The sequence below is a fragment of the Plastoroseomonas hellenica genome, assembly GCF_018129085.1.
Lineage (GTDB): Bacteria > Pseudomonadota > Alphaproteobacteria > Acetobacterales > Acetobacteraceae > Plastoroseomonas > Plastoroseomonas hellenica.
In genome coordinates this window covers 18,082-36,834 of record NZ_JAAGBB010000004.1, presented here as the reverse complement: position 1 = coordinate 36,834, position 18,753 = coordinate 18,082, and the positions used below count along the sequence as shown (strand labels likewise).

The 18,753-nt window shown below is 68.1% G+C and carries 16 protein-coding genes and 1 riboswitch; of the genes, 4 read left to right on the top strand and 12 right to left on the bottom strand.

The genetic code is table 11. From position 1 onward, the window contains the following. Positions 1-129: 129 nt before the first annotated feature. The 10 genes from GXW71_RS04130 to GXW71_RS04085 form a co-directional block, all read right to left on the bottom strand. On the bottom strand, positions 130-2,151 hold the full coding sequence (locus GXW71_RS04130) for an ABC transporter substrate-binding protein (RefSeq protein WP_211851138.1): 2,022 nt from the start codon (positions 2,149-2,151) through the stop codon (positions 130-132). 27 nt (positions 2,152-2,178) lie between these two features. Then, the gene (locus GXW71_RS04125) at positions 2,179-3,180 is read right to left on the bottom strand and encodes an ABC transporter ATP-binding protein (RefSeq protein ID WP_211851137.1); all 1,002 of its coding nucleotides are present in this window, start codon (positions 3,178-3,180) and stop codon (positions 2,179-2,181) included. Next, on the bottom strand, positions 3,177-4,187 hold the full coding sequence (locus GXW71_RS04120; RefSeq protein ID WP_246526265.1) for an ABC transporter ATP-binding protein: 1,011 nt from the start codon (positions 4,185-4,187) through the stop codon (positions 3,177-3,179). The genes GXW71_RS04125 and GXW71_RS04120 overlap by 4 nt, the downstream gene beginning before the upstream one ends. Then, complete coding sequence (locus tag GXW71_RS04115) at positions 4,180-5,337, bottom strand: ABC transporter permease (protein ID WP_211851135.1); 1,158 nt, start codon at positions 5,335-5,337, stop codon at positions 4,180-4,182. Before GXW71_RS04115 ends, GXW71_RS04120 begins: the two co-directional genes overlap by 8 nt. A gap of 3 nt (positions 5,338-5,340) precedes the next feature. After that, positions 5,341-6,330: an ABC transporter permease gene (locus GXW71_RS04110; protein ID WP_211851134.1), complete on the bottom strand. Its 990-nt coding sequence runs from the start codon at positions 6,328-6,330 to the stop codon at positions 5,341-5,343. A gap of 176 nt (positions 6,331-6,506) precedes the next feature. Further along, positions 6,507-7,133 carry a hypothetical protein gene (locus GXW71_RS04105; protein WP_211851133.1) on the bottom strand — a complete coding sequence of 209 codons (627 nt, stop codon included), beginning with the start codon at positions 7,131-7,133 and terminating at the stop codon, positions 6,507-6,509. A 25-nt stretch (positions 7,134-7,158) separates the two neighbouring features. After that, positions 7,159-8,553: a selenium-binding family protein gene (locus GXW71_RS04100; protein WP_211851132.1), complete on the bottom strand. Its 1,395-nt coding sequence runs from the start codon at positions 8,551-8,553 to the stop codon at positions 7,159-7,161. Positions 8,554-8,744: 191 nt separating this feature from the next. Then, on the bottom strand, positions 8,745-9,305 hold the full coding sequence (locus tag GXW71_RS04095; protein ID WP_211851131.1) for a peptidoglycan-binding domain-containing protein: 561 nt from the start codon (positions 9,303-9,305) through the stop codon (positions 8,745-8,747). Between the two features lie 204 nt (positions 9,306-9,509). After that, on the bottom strand, positions 9,510-11,090 hold the full coding sequence (locus GXW71_RS04090) for an ABC transporter substrate-binding protein (RefSeq protein WP_211851130.1): 1,581 nt from the start codon (positions 11,088-11,090) through the stop codon (positions 9,510-9,512). A gap of 132 nt (positions 11,091-11,222) precedes the next feature. Further along, positions 11,223-11,666, bottom strand: a complete 444-nt coding sequence (locus GXW71_RS04085; RefSeq protein WP_211851129.1) for a nuclear transport factor 2 family protein — start codon at positions 11,664-11,666, stop codon at positions 11,223-11,225. A 497-nt stretch (positions 11,667-12,163) separates the two neighbouring features. Between GXW71_RS04085 and GXW71_RS04080 the strand changes: the two genes are divergently transcribed. The 3 genes from GXW71_RS04080 (at position 12,164) to GXW71_RS04070 (ending at position 13,768) form a co-directional block, all read left to right on the top strand. Further along, entirely contained in the window at positions 12,164-12,301 is a 138-nt protein-coding gene (locus tag GXW71_RS04080; RefSeq protein WP_211851128.1) for a hypothetical protein, read from the top strand. 208 nt (positions 12,302-12,509) lie between these two features. Beyond that, complete coding sequence (locus GXW71_RS04075) at positions 12,510-12,704, top strand: hypothetical protein (protein WP_211851127.1); 195 nt, start codon at positions 12,510-12,512, stop codon at positions 12,702-12,704. Between the two features lie 143 nt (positions 12,705-12,847). Then, positions 12,848-13,768 (top strand): homoserine O-succinyltransferase, encoded by a 921-nt coding sequence (locus tag GXW71_RS04070; RefSeq protein ID WP_211851126.1) that lies wholly within the window; start codon positions 12,848-12,850, stop codon positions 13,766-13,768. Positions 13,769-13,807: 39 nt separating this feature from the next. Here GXW71_RS04070 and GXW71_RS04065 read toward each other — a convergent pair whose 3' ends face one another. Together GXW71_RS04065 and GXW71_RS04060 are read right to left on the bottom strand one after the other, a co-directional pair. Further along, positions 13,808-16,006: a xanthine dehydrogenase family protein molybdopterin-binding subunit gene (locus GXW71_RS04065; RefSeq protein ID WP_211851125.1), complete on the bottom strand. Its 2,199-nt coding sequence runs from the start codon at positions 16,004-16,006 to the stop codon at positions 13,808-13,810. A gap of 11 nt (positions 16,007-16,017) precedes the next feature. Then, on the bottom strand, positions 16,018-16,482 hold the full coding sequence (locus tag GXW71_RS04060) for a (2Fe-2S)-binding protein (RefSeq protein ID WP_211851124.1): 465 nt from the start codon (positions 16,480-16,482) through the stop codon (positions 16,018-16,020). A gap of 121 nt (positions 16,483-16,603) precedes the next feature. After that, positions 16,604-16,744, top strand: a riboswitch (TPP riboswitch). Positions 16,745-16,803: 59 nt separating this feature from the next. Between GXW71_RS04060 and thiC the strand changes: the two genes are divergently transcribed. After that, positions 16,804-18,636 carry a phosphomethylpyrimidine synthase ThiC gene (gene thiC, locus GXW71_RS04055; protein ID WP_246526264.1) on the top strand — a complete coding sequence of 611 codons (1,833 nt, stop codon included), beginning with the start codon at positions 16,804-16,806 and terminating at the stop codon, positions 18,634-18,636. The last annotated feature ends 117 nt before the right edge of the window (positions 18,637-18,753 follow it).

The window sequence follows — 18,753 nt, the reverse complement described above, 5'->3', positions numbered from 1 at the left end:
GATCGGAGGGCCGAAAGGCCCGGAGATCTGAATCGGACGCTCCACCAAAGCACCCGATGATCGGAGGGCCGAAAGGCCCGGAGATCTGAATCGGACGCTCCACTGACGAGGCTGAGCTTCATCGGTGCTTCAGCTCTTAAAATACCACTGCTCCGGATGCGCGCCCCAGGGCGTGCGGCAATGCTGGGAGATGCCGGTGCGGCCCGGCACATTCTCCAGCCGCTCGCTCACCACCCGCACCCCCATGAAGGCGGGCGAGAGGCCGACCAGGCCGATGCCCCATTGCTGGTCGACCGCGATCTTCCAGACCTCCTTCGCGGTCTCGTTGCGCTGCGCCTGCTGCTGGCCGGTCGCCGCCCGCATCAGCGTGTAGGCGCGCATCATCTCGGGGTCCGGCGGCGGCGAACCGCGCGCCCCGTTCGAGGCGTACCAGGCCGCATAGACATTGCTCATGACGCCGCCGATCGGATCGACTGGCAGCACATAGCGCGGATAGAGATACAGGCTCTCGGTGCCGTTGTTGGTCCAGAGCGCGATCTGGTGCTGGTCGGTCAAGGCGCGGGTGGTCCAGAGGCTGCGCTCCATCACCTTCACATCGGCCGCGATGCCGATGCCGCGCCAGTGTTGCACGATCATTTCGGCCTGCTGCGGCCAGGTTGCTGACAATGTCTGCCCGACCGCGATCTCGATCCTGAGGCGCTGGCCATTGTCACGGCGCAGCCGGAAGCCTTCGCGATCGCGGCGATTGAGCCCGATGCCGTCGAGCAGCCGGTTCGCCTGCGCCGGGTCATGCGTCGACCATCTGCGCCGCCACTCGCCGCCCGGGCTTTCCGGCAGGGTGTCATCCGGGATCACCGAACCCGGTGTTCCGAGCCCGAGCCAGAAGGCCTCGTTGAGCTGCTCGCGCTCGATGCCGAGCGACAGCGCGCGGCGGAAATTCACATTGCGCAGCAGCTCGCCGATCTCGCGGTCCTCGGTATAGGTGAGCGTCGGGAACAGCACGGAATCGGCGCCATTGAAGCCGGGATCGAGATGCACCTTGTAGCGGCTGCGCTGCTGGTTCTCGATGATCACCGGCAGCTTGCCGAGATCGATGAAGCGCTCCTGGTAGTCGTATTCGCCGGCGATCGCGCGCAGGTTCACGACCTCCGGATTCTCGGCCAGGCTCATCTGCACGCGGTCGATATAGGGAAGCTGCTGCCCTTCGATGTCGACCGCGTAGTAGTAGGGGTTGCGCTCCAGCACCCAGAGCTGGGTGTTGATCGGCTGCACCATCCGCCAGGCGCTGAGCGTCGGCAGGTCGCGGTTCAGCCGCCAGTCCGACTTGAACTTGAACAGCTCCACCCAATTGCCGAAGCCCGCCGCGCGCGCCTGCTGGGTCAGCGTCTCGACCGGCGTGTATTTGGGCAGGAAGGGCTTCAGATAGGCGGCCGGCGCGTAGAGGCCGTAGGTCTGGCCCTGGGACTGCAGCCGCGTGCTGCCGCCGCCCACCAGCGTGTCGCCGGCCAGCAGTTGCGGGAACAGGAAATACGGCTCCTCGAACTCGAAGGCGACGGTATGGTCGTCGACCTTCACCATGCGGCCCGGCTTGCCGTTGGAGGCGAGCTCCGGCGCTGGCGCCGGCACCAGGTCGCGATTGGTGTAGAGGTCCTGGAACCAGAACAGCCAGTCATCGGCGGTATGTGGAGATCCATCCGACCAGCGCAGCCCGCGCCGCAGATGCAGCGTGGTGCGCTTGCCATCCTCGCTGACCTCCCAGCCGCGGGCGAGGCAGGGGCGCAGCTGCGTGCCGCTCTCGTCGAAGAAAAGCGGTTTGTCGGCCGACATGATGCGGTTGCCGTTCTCGCTGTCGCCCGGGCCGATGAAGCCGCGCCGCCAGGTGCCGCCATACTTGCCGATGCTGCGCAGCGGCCGGATCACCATCACATCCTGCGGCAGGCGCTGCTCGACCGGCGGCAGGCGGCCGGCGCGCACCTGCTCCGCCAGCATCGGGGCTTCCTTGAATTGCGCGGGCCGCGGCGCGTCGGTCAGGATGGTCGGGCCTTCCAAGGTGCCGATCAGCCCCGAATCCTGGAAGCCGCCGGATGTCTGCGCGGCTGCCGCGCCAGCCCATCCGGCCAGCGCCACAATGCCAAGCTCCCTGCGCCGCATGGCGTTCCCTCCCTTGTGCTTCTTGGGTCAACGGACGCCAGCGAGCTCCAGCTCCCCGGCGCGATGGCAGCTCACGGCGCGCCCATTGCCAGCCGGCATCAGCTCCGGCCGCTCCTGGCGGCAGCGCTCGACGGCGTAGGGGCAGCGCGGGTGGAAAGCGCAGCCGGGCGGCGGGTTCGCGGGATCCGCGACCTCCCCCTGTGCGACCCGGCGGCGGCTCCGCCGCGTCGGATCCGGCGCCGGCACCGCGGCCAACAGCGCTTCGGTATAGGGGTGCAGCGGCGCGCGGTAGAGCGCGTCGGTCGGCGCCACCTCCACGATGCGCCCGACATACATCACGGCCACCCGATCGCTGACATGGCGCACCACGCTGAGGTCATGCGCCACGAACAGCATGGAGAGGCCAAGCCGGTCCTGCAGGTCGAGCAACAGGTTGATGATCTGGGCCTGCACCGAGACATCGAGCGCCGAGACCGGCTCATCCGCCACCACGAGCTTCGGGTTGAGCGCCAGCGCGCGCGCGATGCCGACGCGCTGGCGCTGCCCGCCGGAGAAGGCATGCGGGAAGCGGGTGCGCGCACCCGGCGGCATCTGCACCAGCTCCAGCAGCTCCAGCACCCGATCGCGCCGCTCGGCGGCGGGGACGCCATTGACCTTCAGTGGTTCCGCGATGATGTCGCCCACCATCATGCGCGGGTTGAGCGACGCGTAGGGATCCTGGAAGATCATCTGCATGTGCCGCCTCAGCGGCCGAATTTGCCGCTTCGGCAGCGTCGCGAGATCGACCGCAGCTTCGCCGTCGCCGGTCGCGAAGCGAATGGCGCCGGAAGTCACCGGCAAGGCGCGCAGGATGCAGCGGGAGACGGTGGTCTTGCCGCAGCCGCTCTCGCCGACCAGCGCCAGCGTCTCGCCCTTGGCGATGTGGAAACTGACGCCATCGACCGCGCGCACCCGCCCGACCTCGCGCCGCAACAGCCCCGCGCGGATCGGGTAGTGCTTCTTGAGGTCTTCGACTTCGAGCAGGTTCATGCCGCCTGCTCCCGCGCCTCATCCTTGAAGCAGCTTGCGCCGGCTTCGCCCGATGGCACCGGCCGCGGCCGCTGCTCCATGCAGATGGCGCCGATCCGTTCCGAACAGCGCGGATGATAGGCGCAGCCCGTGGGCCGCGAGCCCGGATGCGGCACCGCGCCGCCGATGGTCGAGAGGCGCTGGCGCGGCGTCGCCAGGATGCTCGGCACCGCGCGCAACAGGGCGCGGGTATAGGGATGGCGCGGGGCCGCGAAGACCTGCTGCACCGGCGCGAATTCCACGACCCGGCCGAGATACATCACCGCGACCTCGTCCGCCATTTCGGCGATCACCCCCATGTCATGGGTGATGAGCATCAGCGCGATGTTTTTCTCCGCTTGCAGGCGCCGCAGCAGCGCCAGGATCTGCGCCTGGGTGGTGACGTCGAGCGCGGTGGTCGGCTCATCGGCGATGACGATCTCGGGATCGCCGGCCAGCGCCATGGCGATGCCGACCCGCTGGCGGAGGCCGCCCGACAGCTCGAAGGGATAGGCGGAGATGCGCGTCTCCGGGCGCGGGATGCCGACCTCGCGCAGCAGCTCGATGGCGCGGTTGCGGGCTTCCTCCTTGGAGACGTCGCTGTGCTGGCGCACCGCTTCGATGATCTGGTTGCCGACGGTGTAGTGGACGCTGAGCGCGGTCATCGGTTCCTGGAAGATCAGTCCGATGCGGCCGCCGCGCACCTCGCGCATGCGCTTCGATTCCGGGTCGAGTGCTGCGAGGTCCACCTCCTGCGGCGTGCCAGGGTCGAGCAGCATGTGCCCGCCGGTGATGCGGCCGGGCCGGTCGACGATGCGCAGGATCGACCGCGCGGTGACGCTCTTGCCGCAACCGCTTTCGCCGACGATGCCGAGGGTGCGGCCGGCGTGCAGGTCGAAGCTGACACCGTCCAGCGCGCGCACCACGCCTTGCTCGCTCTCGAACTGCACGGCGAGGTCGCGGATCGCGAGAGCTGTGCGTTCAGCCATAGGGGTCTGCTGCATCACGCAGCCCGTCTCCGAGGAAGTTGAAGGCCAGGATCACCAGGGTGACCGGCACCGCGGCCGAGAGCAGCCAGGGGGCACCGGCCAGCACCTGGATGTTCTGCGCGTCCTGCAGCAGGATCCCCCAGCTCACCGCCGGCGGCCGCAGCCCGAGGCCGAGGAAGCTCAGTGAGGTCTCGCTGATGATCATCGCCGGCAGCGCAAGGCTAGTCGCGGCGATGACGTGGCTCGCGAAGGAAGGCAGCATGTGGCGGAAGATGATCCGCCCCTGACTGGCGCCGGAGAGTTCGGCCGCGACCACGAAATCTTCCTCCCGCAAGGCCAGGAACCGCCCGCGCACGACGCGCGCCAGGTCGGTCCAGCCAATCAGGGAGATGATGATGGTGATCGCGAAATAGACCTCGATCACGCTCCAGGTGCGGGGCAGCGCGGCGGCCAGGCCCATCCAGAGCGGGATGGTCGGCACCGACCGCAGCAGCTCGATCAAGCGCTGGATCAGGAGGTCCACCCAGCCGCCATAAAGGCCGGAGATGCCGCCCAGCAGCACGCCGAGGAACAGGCTCAAGGTCACGCCGGCGAGGCCGATCGAGAGCGAGACGCGGGTCGCCACCATCATGCGCGAATAGAGGTCGCGCCCGAGCTGGTCGGTGCCGAGCAGGAAGATGCCCTCGCCGGGCCGGCCTCCCTCGATGCCGAAGAGATGGATGTCGGTCTCGATCAGCCCGAGCAGGTTGTAGGTGTAGCCGCGCGTGAAGAGCCGCACCGGCAGCTTGCGCGCGGGATCGGGCGAGTAGCTGAGCTGGAAGGTGCGCGGGTTGCGTACGCCGCGCAGCCCATAGACATGCGGATTGAAGCCGTTCTCGTCGAAGAGGTGGATGCCCTGCGGCGGGATGAAGCTGCGCCGCGCATCGGTCGCGTGCGGATCGCTCGCGGCGAGGAAGTCGGCGAAGATCGCGATGCCGTAGAAGAGGGCGATGACGAAGAGGCTCACCACCGCGAGCTTGTGGCGACGGAATCGCCACCAGGTGAGCTGGAGCTGGGTCGCCTCCGCATAGCGCGCCTCGGCGGCCGCGGCTTTGGGGTCGGAGGCCCGCGGGTCGCTGGCTGGCGGATCGCTGGCGGTGCTGACGCTCATGGATCAGCGTCCCTCCAGCCGGATGCGCGGGTCGATCCACATCAGCAGCAGGTCGGAGATCAGCGTGCCGATGACGGTCATGATGCCGAGCAGCAACACGATGGTGCCGGCCAGGAACATGTCCTGGGCAACCAGCGCCTGCAGCAGCAGCGGCCCCACCGTCGGCAGCCCCAGCACGAGCGAGACGATGATGCTGCCGGAGACGAGATAGGGGAACAGGTAGGCGAGCGAGCTCGCGAAGGGGTTCAGCGCCGCGCGCACCGGGTATTTCAGGATGGCGCGCCGCTCCGTCAGTCCCTTGGCGCGGGCGGTGATGACGTAGGGCTTGCGCAGCTCATCGAGCAGATTGGCGCGCATGATGCGGATGAGCTGCGCGGTGCCGGCCATCGCCAGCACCGCCGCCGGCAGCGGCAGGTGCTTCGCGAGGTCCCAGACGCGCGCCCAGCTCCAGGGCGCCTGCACATATTCGGCCGAGAACAGCCCGCCGACATTGAGCCCGAGATAGCGGAAGCCGAGATACATCAGGATCAGCGCCAGCAGGAAATTCGGGATGGCGAGGCCGATGAAGCCGAGCGTCGTGAACAGATAGTCGCCGAAGGAGTATTGCCGCATCGCGGAGTAGATGCCGATCGGCAGCGCGATCATCCAGGTGAGGAACAACGCCGCGACCGAGACCACCATGGTGAGCCAGAGCCGGTCGCCGATCACCTCCGTCACCGGCCGGCGCCACATCATGGAGACGCCGAAATCCCCTTGCAGGACGCGCCCGATCCAGAAGGCGTATTGCACCACCACGGGCCGGTCGAACCCGTATTCCTGGCGCATCGCCTGGGCCTGCTCGACGGAGACCGAGCTGCCGCTGGCCGCGAGGTTGGCGATATAGGCGTCGACGAAATCGCCCGGCGGCAGGCGGATGATGATGAAGGTGAGCACGGAAATGAACACGCAGGTGAGCAGCGCCAGGCCGAGGCGGCGCAGCAGATAGATCACCATGGGCGTGGGCCGTCCTGCGGCATCACGACGTTTCCTCCGGCCGGTTCGGTCGATGCCGTCCCGTGTCCTTGAGGCATTAGGCCAGCCGATGCCCGGCAAGGCAAGCGGGTGTCCCGCGCGTCGCGCTGCCTTTGCCGTGCTTGGTTGCCACCATTCGTGCGCCGCCCCGTCGCCCGTCACAGGATGAGGAGGAGACCGGTCACCGCCAGTGCCGCGATCCAGATCAGATCGAGATTGATCCATCCGCGACGCAGGAACGCCAATCCCAACCATTCATGGACCAGCCCTGCCACCGCCGCGGTCACGGCCAGCATGGCGCCCGTATGCACGGCCACGGCCGCGAGAGAGACCGGCGCGATGTCCATCGCGGAGGCGCCCTGCGCCGGCGATGTCGGAAGGCACAACGGGATGATGACGGGGATGAGCATCAGGCCGGCGCCATGGCCCGTCGCCATCAGGAAGGACCACAGCCCAAGGCCGACCATGCCGGTCCGCATGCCGACGCGCACGCGATGGCGATGCCCGTAGAGAGCGTAATAGGCGGCCCAGCCCAGCAGCGCGGTCCCGGCGAGCGCATCCAGGACGCGTCGATCCATGACGAGCCCGAGCGTCACGACCGCGACCACGACGGCGGCGATCGAAGCCGCATGCCCGACCGCGATCGGGACAAGGGACAGCCACATGACCCGCCGGCTCTGCCGATGCAGCCCGAGTGCCACCGCGAACAGCCATCCCATGGCGGGGTTGGCGCCATGGAACGCGCCCAGGCCCGCGAGCACGAGCCAGGGCGAGATCTCCGTCATCGGCCGCGCCCGCGCCCTTCACCGGCTACGGGTAGCAATAGGAATCAGATGAGCAATCACCGCCCTCCAGGCGGACCTGATGCGGGCGATGCCCTTTCGGCCAGTCGATGAAGAAGCGCTCGTCGAACTGGATGCCGCCATTCTCGGCGACGTCGAGCTTCACCATCCAGCCATCGATCCCGTCCGGATAAAATTGCGGGTCGATGGCGCCATAGAGCGAGTTGGTGAAATAGACGCGCTTGCCGTCCCGGCTGATCTCGACCATCTGGGGGCCGCCATTGAGCGCGCCATTCGCGGCCTTCGGGTGCGGCGCCCGCGACACGATGCCGCCGATGCGGACCTTGCCGGTGAGCTTCGGGCTCACCGGATCCGACACATCGTATTGCAGCATCTCGCCGGTGCCCCAGCACGATACGTAGAGGAAGCGATCGTCCATCGACAGGTCGATGTCGGTCACCAGCGGCGGTACCGCCTTGAACCCCTTCAGCAGAGGTGGCAGGTCGGCGGGATCGGCAGGCTCGGCCGGGATGTCGATGATCTTCTTGACGGCCCATTTGTCGCCGTCGCGGTACCAGGTCCAGATGGAAGAGGAGAGGTCCTTAAGGCTGATCACGCAGCCGACGAAGCCATAGGCTTTGGTCGGGTCATGCGCAGGACGCAGCTCGAAGACGAGCTGGTACTCCTCGCCGAAGTCGATCTCCTGCAGATGCCGGCGCTTGTGCAGGTCCCAGAAGTGCAGCCGGCGTCCATACTTGCCGCCGAGCAGGATCTCTGGGACCAGGCCGCTCTCGAAGGTATCAGGCGTTCCCCATTCGCTGGTCACCATGGTGTCCTGGCCGAGGTGCCACCAGAAATCATAGGCCAGCTCCTGAGGACCGCGATGCAGCTCCCATTGGCCGAGAACATCGAAGCTTTCGGGGTCCAGCAGGAAGATCCCGCCGGGCCGCTTGCCCTCGGCATTGCCGAGCGCGTTGACGTAGATGCCTTCCGGTCCGCAGTGGATGGTGTGCAGCCGGGAATAGCCGGCTTTCCTGGCGATCTCCTCCGGCTCGATCACCTTGATGATCTTCGGGTTCCGCGGGTCGGGCCTGGTGTCGATGATGTGCAGGCGCGATGAGCGAAGGCCCGGGACCACGAGATAGCGCCGCTCCATATGCGGGTGCGGTGCATTCGGGCAGAGACAGGACGAGCAGGCGTTCCAGCCGAAGTGATGCAATTCGTCGCCGATGTTCGGCATGCCGACCTGCCCGACGATCCGCGAGTAGTCGGCGGAGCCCGGGTCGACATCGACCACGGCGATCGCGTCGGGCTTCTTCCGGTCGGGATCGAAGGCCGCCACATAGGCCAGGCGCTCCGCAGGCGCCTGGGCCGCCATTCTCGGTGAAGGATAGAATGAAGGATCGGGTTGCCACGTTGCCATAGTGAACCTCCCTGGTTGCGCAGCGTTTGGCCGCGCCTGGATCGAGGGAAAAGTCCGCAACAGAAACCAACATCCCGAACATTCACCACCGATCGCGGCGGTGCAAGCAAATCAGCATTGCCCGGCGATGGCATGATCGCCGGGCGTCCCATGTCCTGTCCGTATTGGCGGCGGCCCGAAGCCGCGGCGGCTCAGCCCGGCGGGGCGTCCAGATTGTTCAGATCGAGGCCCAGCGCCTGCGCCGTCTCAGGGTTGAGCTGGCCAGTCGGCTGCAGCCCGCGGCCGAGTTGGAAGCGCTCGATGGCCGCCTGCGTGCCGGGCCCCCAAATCCCATCGATGCCGCCGCGATAGAAGCCGAACACGCGCAGTTGCGCCTGGATCTTCTGCACCGCCAGGATGCTGAGCGGACGGGGCGCCTGGTCCGCCGCCGGGCCGGCCGACAGCAGCTCGGCGGTGTTGATGCCGAGCATCATGGCCGTCGCCTGATTGAGCTGGCCGGTCGCCTGCAGGCCGTTGCGCTGTTGGAAGCGCTCCAGCGCCTCCTGGCTCTCGGGGCTCCAGGCGCCATCCGCGCGGCCGGTGTAGTCGCCGGCTTGGCGCAGCCTCTCCTGCAGCCGCGCCAGGGCAGGCGGGGCGAGCGGCTGCACATAGCTCAGCCCCGACGCCGGCGCCTGCTGCGCCGCGGCCGGCAGCGCCAGGGGCGCGGCGAGGGCCAGGCTCAGCACGGCGGTTCGGACGAGCGTCGTCATCATATTTGCTTTCCTCGACAAGGTTCGGCGTCAACACCGCAGCCGGTCCCGGGTTGTCCGCCGGACAAAGGTCCTAGGGCATGATTGCGGCAGCTTGAGGCAACCACGCTCCAGGCCAGATCACGCTTGGGAAAGCTGCCCTCGGTGATCGTCCGCGGCGTCGAGCCCGTACGTGGGCCCGCATTCCTCCAGCCTTGTCGCGGGTGCCTATTCGACCGCCTTGGAGATATTCCAGTAGACTGGCACCGGCGCGTCCAGGATGCCCCTGAGACGCGCCGAATAGCCGCGCACCAGGCTGAACTGGCCGAGCGGCATGTAGGGAACCGTCTCCGTGGCGCGGCGGTGATATGCCTCCGCCGCCTCGCGGCGCTGCGCGTCATTGGTCGCGGCGACGAAGGCGTTGCGCAGCCGCTCCATCTCGGCATCGCAGGGCCAGCCGGGAAGGGCGGTGCGCTCGCAGGCGGAGCGCATGGCGTTGTGGCCGGAGGGATCCATGCCGTCGAGCCCGGTCGGCGCCGAGACGAAGAGGCCCCAGCCATTCGGACCCGGGCTGCGCGACAGGCGGCGCTGGATCAGCGTCGCCCAATCCATCGCCTGCACATCGACGGTCATGCCGGCGCGGCGAAGCATGTCGGCGGCGACGAGCGCGAAGGTATGGGAGATCGTGGAATCCTGCGCGTCCAGCACCACGACCGGCGTGCCGTCATAGCCGCTCTCCGCGACCGCGCGTCGCGCCGCCTCGAGGTTCGGCGCGACCCAGCCGGCCTGCGTCGCGTAGGGCGAGGTGCAGGTGTAGAAGGACCGGCAGTCGCGCCACAGCGCCGGGTCGGTCATATAGGCCGGCATCGCATGGGCGGGATCGACCAGCAGCCGCATCGCCTGGCGCAGCCGCGGATTGTCGAAGGGCGGCACCGCCTGGTTCATGCGGAAGATCGCCTGGACGCCGACGCTGTCCTGCGGCCCGAGCCGCAGGTTGCGGTTGCGCTGCACGATGGGGAAGAGGTCGGGCGGCAGCTCCTCGAAGATGTCGATCTCGCCGGCGACCAGCGCGTTCAGCGCCGTCTGCGCGTCCGGCAGATAAACCCATTCGACGCGCTCTATGCCCGCCCGCCTGCCGCCCGCGAGCCCGTCCGGCGGCTCGGCACGCGGCACATAGGCCGGGTTGCGACGATAGGTGACGCGGTCGCCGACCCGCCAATCCGCCGGCCGCAGCGTGAAGGGGCCGGAGCCGGTCGGGTCGGTGACCGCGGTTTCGGGCGGCGTCGCGGCGACCCGGGCCGGCATGATGAAGGGCGGTTGGCCGGAAGGCTTTGCCAATGCCTGCAGCATCAGGCCGAAGGGCTGACGCAATACGACGCGGAAGCTCTTGGCATCGATCGGCTCGATGGCACTCGCCAGCGCCATGATCTGCTGGCCGAGCCCGTCGCGCACCGCCCAGCGGCGGAGGCTCGCGATCACGTCGGCGGGCGTGACCGGCTGCCCGTCGTGGAAGGCAAGGCCGTCACGCAGCGTGAAGCTCCAGGTGAGCTGATCTTCGCTGACGCTCCAGCGCTCCACCATCTGCGGCCGCGGCTGCAACCGCGCATCGAGTGCGAAGAGGGTATCGTAGACCATGTAGCCATGGTTGCGGGCCATGTACTCCGGGCTGATGAAGGGATCGAGCGAACGCAGATCCCCGAACAGCCGGATGCGCAGTGCCTGAGGGTCGCCGCGCTGGGCGGCGGCCTCGGACCCGGCAAGGCCGAGCGCCAGCAACGCGGCGCCAAGCGCCGTGGCAAAGCGGTTCATGACGTTTCCCCAATTGTGTTGGGGCTGACGATCCGTCGTGCCGCGGCTGCGGGCAAGCGGGAATTCCGGTGCCGAACCGAAGGGGCGGCCCCCGTCAAGGGCCGCCCCGTCCTGGCTCGCTGCCGGAAGTGGCTACAGCCGGTACGCCTGGCGTGCGTAGAGCTTCCAGTCCGCTCCCTGCTTGGTCCAGACCTGCAGCACACCGATGCGCACGCTGCTCGGCGTCGCACCGCCGAGCTCGCTCGAGAAGATGTGGCGCACGATGGCATTCTGCCCGGTCACCGCGACCGTCTGCTCCGAGAGGCTGATGCTGCGGAAGGAAGAGCGGCCTTCGGCAATCGCCGCGACGAACTGCGCCTTGGTCTCGATGCGCCCTGCCGAATGGCCATAGCTAAGCGCATCGGCCGAAAGCGCCTCCAGCTTCGCCCGGTCGGCCGCGAGCATCGCCTGGGTCAGCGCCTCGACCTGGCGCCCGACCGCAGCAGCCTCGTCGCCCTGCGCCGACACTTCCCCGAGGCCGGCCGCCATGATCGCCCCGGCCCCTGCCAGGGCCAGCCCACGCCGTGTCTTGGACATCGTCTTCTCCCTCGCCACGCCTGCTGTGGCGGGCCGAGCTTCGGATGGGGCGTGACCGGCTTCAAGGGCGTCGACTGAACTGACCCGTTCAGTCCAATCGCATATTGAAGGGGCGCAGACCTGAAAAATATGCATAGCTGTCGCGAGGAGTGCCCCGATTGCGGCTGGGGCGCGCCATGACATATGCATGACGCATCGGCGGCAGCGATTAGTCGTCGGTTCGTTGACCATCTGCGAGGTTGAGTACGCTTTCTTGTTGGCCGGAAAAGATACCCGGGTGAGGCGGTAACGCTTCCGGGAGTTCTCCAGGGCCTGCAGTGAAATGGAAAATGCCTTCTTCCCCGACGAGCCCCTATAGGACGGCGCCGGGAAAGGAGGTTTGTGCCCAACTTTGCCAATCTCGACGTCCGGGCGCTGAATGTTGCTGGACGAAGAGGGAAAGATGGCCGTCCTGCGCGCGAGGCCCACCGCCCGCGCCACTGAGAAGGATGAGTGTCATGAAGCGTCTTCTGATCGCGGCCGTGCTGGCCGTTTCCACCCTGAGCTTCGCCGGCGTCGCCATGGCCGCAAGCGACTCCGACAACTCCTGGATCAAGCAGCAGAACCAGCAGTACAACCAGGACAACGGCGAGTAACAGCGTCGTCTTCTTGGCGTGGAAGGGGCGAGTCCGTCAGGGCTCGCCCTTTTTCCATTCCATCATCATCTCCAATATTCAGTCACCATAGGTTACAGTTCGAATCGCTTCTGAATCGTCATGCCGCCTGAGCTGCCACCATATCGCCGCCACCCGGTTCCTCACGGCGCGACTACCGGGCGTGCCGCTTCATGGAAGGATGACTGTGATGAAGCGTCTTCTGATCGCGACCGTTCTGGCCGCTTCGACCCTCGGTCTGGCCAATATCGCCATGGCCGCACACACCACCAACCACCAGGACGTGGAGCAGAGCCAGGCCACCCATACCCGGTGGGGCGGCGCCTCCAGCGGCTCCTTCGGCGCGCAGTCCGCGGCGCAGTACAACACCGGCAACGGCGAGTGACACCTGGCACCTGACGCTGGCGGCAGGGCGGGCCAAGCGGCCCGCCCTTTTTCGTCCCGCGCGGTTTTCGTGTCAGATGCAGGTCCCGGCCCGGCGGAATCGCCGGAGGGCAAGATATCCGGCACCCGGCAGAGCGAGACACGATGCCCATCAAGATCCCCGATGACCTTCCCGCCCGGGCCACGCTCGACGCCGAAGGGGTCATGGTGATGCGCGAGGCGGATGCGGTCCGCCAGGATATCCGGCCGCTCCGCATCGGCCTGCTCAACCTGATGCCGAACAAGATCAGGACCGAGACGCAGCTTGCGCGGCTGCTCGGCGCGACGCCGCTGCAGGTGGAGCTGACCCTGGTCAAGATCACCAACCACGTCGCCCGCAACACGCCGAGCGAGCACATCATCTCCTTCTACCGCGACTGGGAGGATGTGCGCTCCGAGCGCTTCGACGGCTTCATCGTCACCGGGGCCCCGGTGGAGACGATACCCTTCGAGCAGGTGACTTATTGGGACGAGCTGCGCCGCATCTTCGACTGGACGCAGACTCATGCCCATGCCTGCTTCAACATCTGCTGGGGCGCGCAGGCGGCAGTGCACCACTTCCACGGCATGCCGAAATACCTGCTGCCCGAGAAGGCCTTCGGCGTCTACCGCCACCGCAACCTCTCGCCCACCTCGCCCTATCTGCGCGGCTTCTCCGACGATTTCGCGATCCCGGTGTCGCGCTGGACCGAGGTGCGACGGGAAGACATCCCGGCGGGGAGCGGCATGACCGTGCTGATGGATTCGGATGAAGCGGGCCTCTGTCTGCTGGACGATCCGGCCCACCGGTCACTGCACATGTTCAACCACATCGAGTATGATTCAAGCTCGCTCGGCGAGGAGTATGTCCGCGACCGCGCGGCCGAGAAGCCGATCGCGATCCCGCGCGACTACTTCCCGAAAGACGACCCCGCCCACCAGCCGGAGAATCGCTGGCGCAGCCACGCGCATCTGCTGTTCGGCAATTGGATCAACCAGATCTATCAGACCACGCCCTTCGACATCGCGGCGATCGGCAGTCGATGACCGCAAGGGGCGGGCGCGACACCCACCCCCTGCTTCTCTTCAGGCGCCACGCAACGCCGCCAGCAGCTTGGCGGGCGTGAAAGGCACGCTGCGCATCCGCACCCCGGTCGCGTCATAGATCGCGTTCGAGACCGCGGAGGGCACGATCGCCGCCGCCGGCTCGCCCGCGCCCCAGGGGCGTTCGGCGGGGCGGTCGATCAGCTCGATGGTCATCGGCGGCACCTCCGGGAAGGTGATCACCGGGTAGCTCGCCCAGTCGAGGCTGGTGACCGCGCGGCGGTCATAGGTCAGCTCCTCCTTCAGCACCCGGGAGAGGGTGTGCACGATATTGCCCTCGACCTGCGCGCGGACGCCGTCCGGGTTGATCATCTGCCCGCAGTCATGGGTGCAGAAGAAGCGCGTCACTCGGATCGCGCCGGTGCCGCGGGTGACCTCCACCTCGGCCACCGCCGCGACATAGGTGCGCACCAGCTCGTACTTCACATAGGTGACGCCGCGGCCGCGCAGCACCGCACCGGCGCGGTCGCGTTGCGGGCTGGCGCGGGTCTGCCAATCGGCCAGCCGCGCCACGCGCTCCAGTGCCTCCCGCCCGCGCGTCTCCTCGGCGGGCAGCAGGCGCAGCCGGTACTCGACCGGATCCGCCCCGGCCTCGGCGGCGCATTCATCGAGGAAGGCCTCGGTCGCGAAGGTGTTCTGCATCCGCCCGGGCGTGCGGATCCAGGACGGGCGGAAGGGCGTCGTCTCCAGCCGGTGGCAGGTGGTCTTCACCGCCGGCATCGCATAGCCATGCGCCAGGTTGTGGACGATGTTGCCCGGGCTCAGGATCTGCTCGCGCGGCAGGCTCGCGAGCTCGGCGGCGGTCAGGTCGACATTGCCGCCGGCGCCCTTCGGGATATAGGCATCCGCCAGCCAGCCCGTGATGTTGCCCTGGGTATCGATCCCGGCGCGCAGGTCCACCAGATGCGGTGGACCCTTCGGGTCCCAGCCATGCTCGTCCGCCCGCATCCATTGCACGCGAACGGGGCGGCCGACCGCCTTGGCCAGCAGCGCCGCATCGGCCGCCGCGTCCTCATGCCCGTTGCGGCCGTAGCAGCCCGCACCCTCCATATAGACGCAGCGGACCTTCTCCGCCTCGACGCCGAGCATCATCGCGAGCTGCTTGCGCAGATTGTGCGTTGCCTGGCTCGCGCTCCAGACCGTCAGCCGGTCGCCCTGGAATTCCGCGACCGCGCAGGACGGGCCCATCGAGGCATGGCTGTGGATCGCGAAGTCATAGGTGGCCGCGAGCTGCTTTGGTGCACCCTCAATCGCCCGCCGCGCATCGCCGCGCTCGGAGGTGACCTGCACCTGCGCGACCGGCGTCGCACGCACATGCTCCCAGATCTTCGCCTGCTCCGGCAGGCCAGCCCAGTCGGACCAGCGCACGCGCAGCGCCTGGGCGGCGCGGATCGCCGACCATTCGCTCTCCGCGACCACGCCGACGAAGCCGCCCTGATGCACGACGCGAACGACGCCGGGGATGTCGCGCAGGCTCGCTTCATCCACGGCCTCAGCGATGGCGCCCATCGCCGGCGGGCGCACCGGGCGGCCGTGCAGCATGCCCGGGCGCTTCAGATCATGAACATAGTGGAAGCGGCCGAAGACCTTCTCCGGGATATCGACGCGCGGCGCCGAGCGCCCCACAACGCGCCGCGCCTCCGGCGGCTTGATCGGGGCATTGGCATCGACCTTCAGATTGATGGCGCGTCCGCCGACCAGCTCCGCATAGGTCACGCGGCGGCTGCCGGCGATGATCGCGCCATCCTCGACGCGGAGCTCGGCCGGCGGCGTGTTCAGCCGTTCGCCCGCCAGGCGCAGGAACTCGCGACGCGCCGTCGCGGCCGCGGCACGCAGCGCGACGCCGCCATTCTGGATTGAGAGCGAGCCATAAGTCGCGCCCTGGTCCGGCGTCAGCGCCGTGTCGCCCTCGACGACAGTGACGCGCGCCATCGGCACGTCCAGCTCCTCGGCGGCGATCTGCATGAAGGCGGTGCGGACGCCGGTGCCGAGATCGACCTTGCCGACATAGACGGTGACCGCCCCCTGGGCGTCGATCGACAGGAAGGCGCCGACCTCGTCGGCGGCGACCGGCTTCTCCGCCCAGGCGGCGGCGGCGCGCGGGCGCAGCCCGACCGAGAAGGCGACGGTCAGCGCGGCGCCTGCCTGCAGGAAGCCACGGCGGTTCGTGATCGCGTTCATCGCTGCCTCCCTCAGCCGCGCGCCGCGCGCATCACCGCCGCGACCACACGCGGATGCGTGCCGCAGCGGCAGATGTTGTTGACAAGCTCCTCCCGCACCTGGTCCTCGGTGGGGCGCGGGGTCTTCGCCAGGAAGGCGGCGGATTGCATGATCATGCCGCTGGCGCAGTAGCCGCATTGCACCGCCTGTTCGGCGATGAAGGCAGCCTGCACCGGGTGCGGGCGCTCCGGCGTGCCGAGGCCTTCCAGCGTGGTGATGCGCTTGCCGGCCGCGGAGGCGGTCGGCAGCATGCAGGACCGGGCCGCTTCGCCATCTACATGCACCGTGCAGGCGCCGCACTGGCCGAGGCCGCAGCCGAAATGCAGCCCGGTCAGGCCGAGCTCGTTGCGCAGCGCGTAGAGCAGCGGCATGTCGGGATCGGCGACCTCGACGCGCGCCTCCCGCCCGTTCACCGTCATGGTGATCGTCTGGGTCATCGGCTGTTTCCTCCCCTCCGGCACCGGCAGGCGCCATTGACGGCTCGTAATGCGGGAGTAGAGGCCCCGGGCGCGGGCTGCGGCAAGCGGATTGACGCGGCAGCCCTGCGCGGCCAACGTGGCCCAGTTCCAGGGGGGCGCCGCGAGGGCGCTGAGAGTCCATCCCGGCCGCGAGGAGCCTGCCAGGCTCCCGGGGCCCCGATGGTGACCCTTCGAACCTGATCCGGGTCATGCCGGCGAAGGGACGGACGAAGCGCCACGCGCAGCCGCCACACAGCCAATTCCCGGATCTCCTGTCGCTGCTTCGGAGGAGGTCCTGTCTTGAATCAGATCAATGCCCGCCCGCCGGTCCCCGAGACCGTCACCACCGGCCCCATCCAGGGCAGCCGCAAGGCCTATGCCGCCTGGCCCGGCCGCCCGGACATCCGCGTGCCCTTCCGGGAGGTGGCGCTCGCTCCCTCCGCGAAGGAGGAGCCGGTCCGCATCTACGACACCTCCGGCCCCTATACCGACCTTGCACACGCAGTCGATCTCGGCGCCGGCCTGCCGGCCATCCGTGAGTCCTGGATCGCCCGCCGCGGCTTCGCGCCGGCGACGCCGCGCGCCGTGCAGCCGGTCGATAACGGCAACCTGCCGGCAGACCGGGTCCTACCGCCATGTCCCGCCGGCCGGGCGCTGATCGAAGCCGGCACCGCGCCGCATGTGACCCAGTACGAGTTCGCCCGCGCCGGGATCGTCACCGAGGAGATGATCTATGTCGCGCATCGGGAGAATCTCGGCCGTGCGGCGATGCTGGAGGGGGCGGAGGCGCGCCTGGCCGATGGTGAGAGCTTCGGCGCCGCGCTGCCGGCCTTCATCACCCCGGAATTCGTCCGTGACGAGATCGCGCGCGGCCGCGCCATCATCCCGGCCAACATCAACCATCCCGAAGTCGAGCCGATGGCGATCGGCCGCAACTTCCTGGTGAAGGTGAACGCGAATATTGGCAATTCCGCCGTCACCTCCTCCGCCGCGGAGGAAGTCGAGAAGCTGGTCTGGGCGATCCGCTGGGGTGCGGACACGGTGATGGACCTCTCGACCGGCCGCAACATCCACAACATCCGCGGCTGGATCCTGCGCAACTCGCCGGTGCCGATCGGCACGGTGCCGATCTACCAGGCGCTGGAGAAGGTGGGCGGCGACCCCGCGAAGCTCGACTGGGAGGTGTTCAAGGACACGCTGATCGAGCAGGCGGAACAGGGCGTCGATTACTTCACCATCCATGCCGGCGTGCGGCTGGCCTATGTGCCGCTGACCGCGCGCCGCGTCACCGGCATCGTCTCCCGCGGCGGCTCGATCATGGCGCGCTGGTGCCTGTCGCACCACCGCGAGAGCTTCCTCTATGAGCGCTTCGGCGAGATCTGCGACATCATGCGCAAGTACGACGTCTCCTTCTCATTGGGCGACGGCCTTCGCCCCGGCTCCATCGCGGATGCCAATGACGCTGCGCAGTTCGGCGAGCTGGAGACGCTCGGGGAATTGACCAAGGTGGCCTGGGAGAAAGGATGCCAGGTGATGATCGAAGGCCCGGGTCATGTGCCCATGCACAAGATCAAGGAGAACATGGACAAGCAGCTCCGCGAATGCGGGGAGGCGCCGTTCTACACGCTCGGGCCGCTCACCACCGACATCGCGCCGGGCTATGACCACATCACCAGCGGCATCGGTGCGGCGATGATCGGCTGGTTCGGCTGCGCCATGCTGTGCTACGTGACGCCGAAGGAGCATCTCGGCCTGCCGAACCGGGACGACGTGAAGACCGGCGTCATCACCTATCGCATCGCCGCCCATGCCGCCGACCTGGCGAAGGGCCATCCGGCGGCGAAGCTGCGCGATGACGCACTGTCCCGCGCGCGCTTCGACTTCCGCTGGGAGGACCAGTTCAACCTCGGCCTCGACCCTGATACGGCGCGCGCTTATCACGACGAGACCTTGCCCAAGGACGCGCACAAGGTGGCGCATTTCTGCTCCATGTGCGGGCCGAAATTCTGCTCCATGAAGATCACCCAGGACCTGCGCGCGGAAGCCGAGCGCATGACCGGGATGGAGGAGAAGGCGACGGAGTTCGCTCAGAAGGGCGGGCAGATCTACCTGCCGGAGCAGGCGGCGGAATAGGCTAGCAACGGCTGGTGGGCCTTCCCGCCAGCCGCCCTCTCTTCCGACCTGCGGGTTGCCCCCTGCGTGCAGTGGCGTCAGGATTTGCCGGTCCAATCGCGCTTCACCGCATTCGGG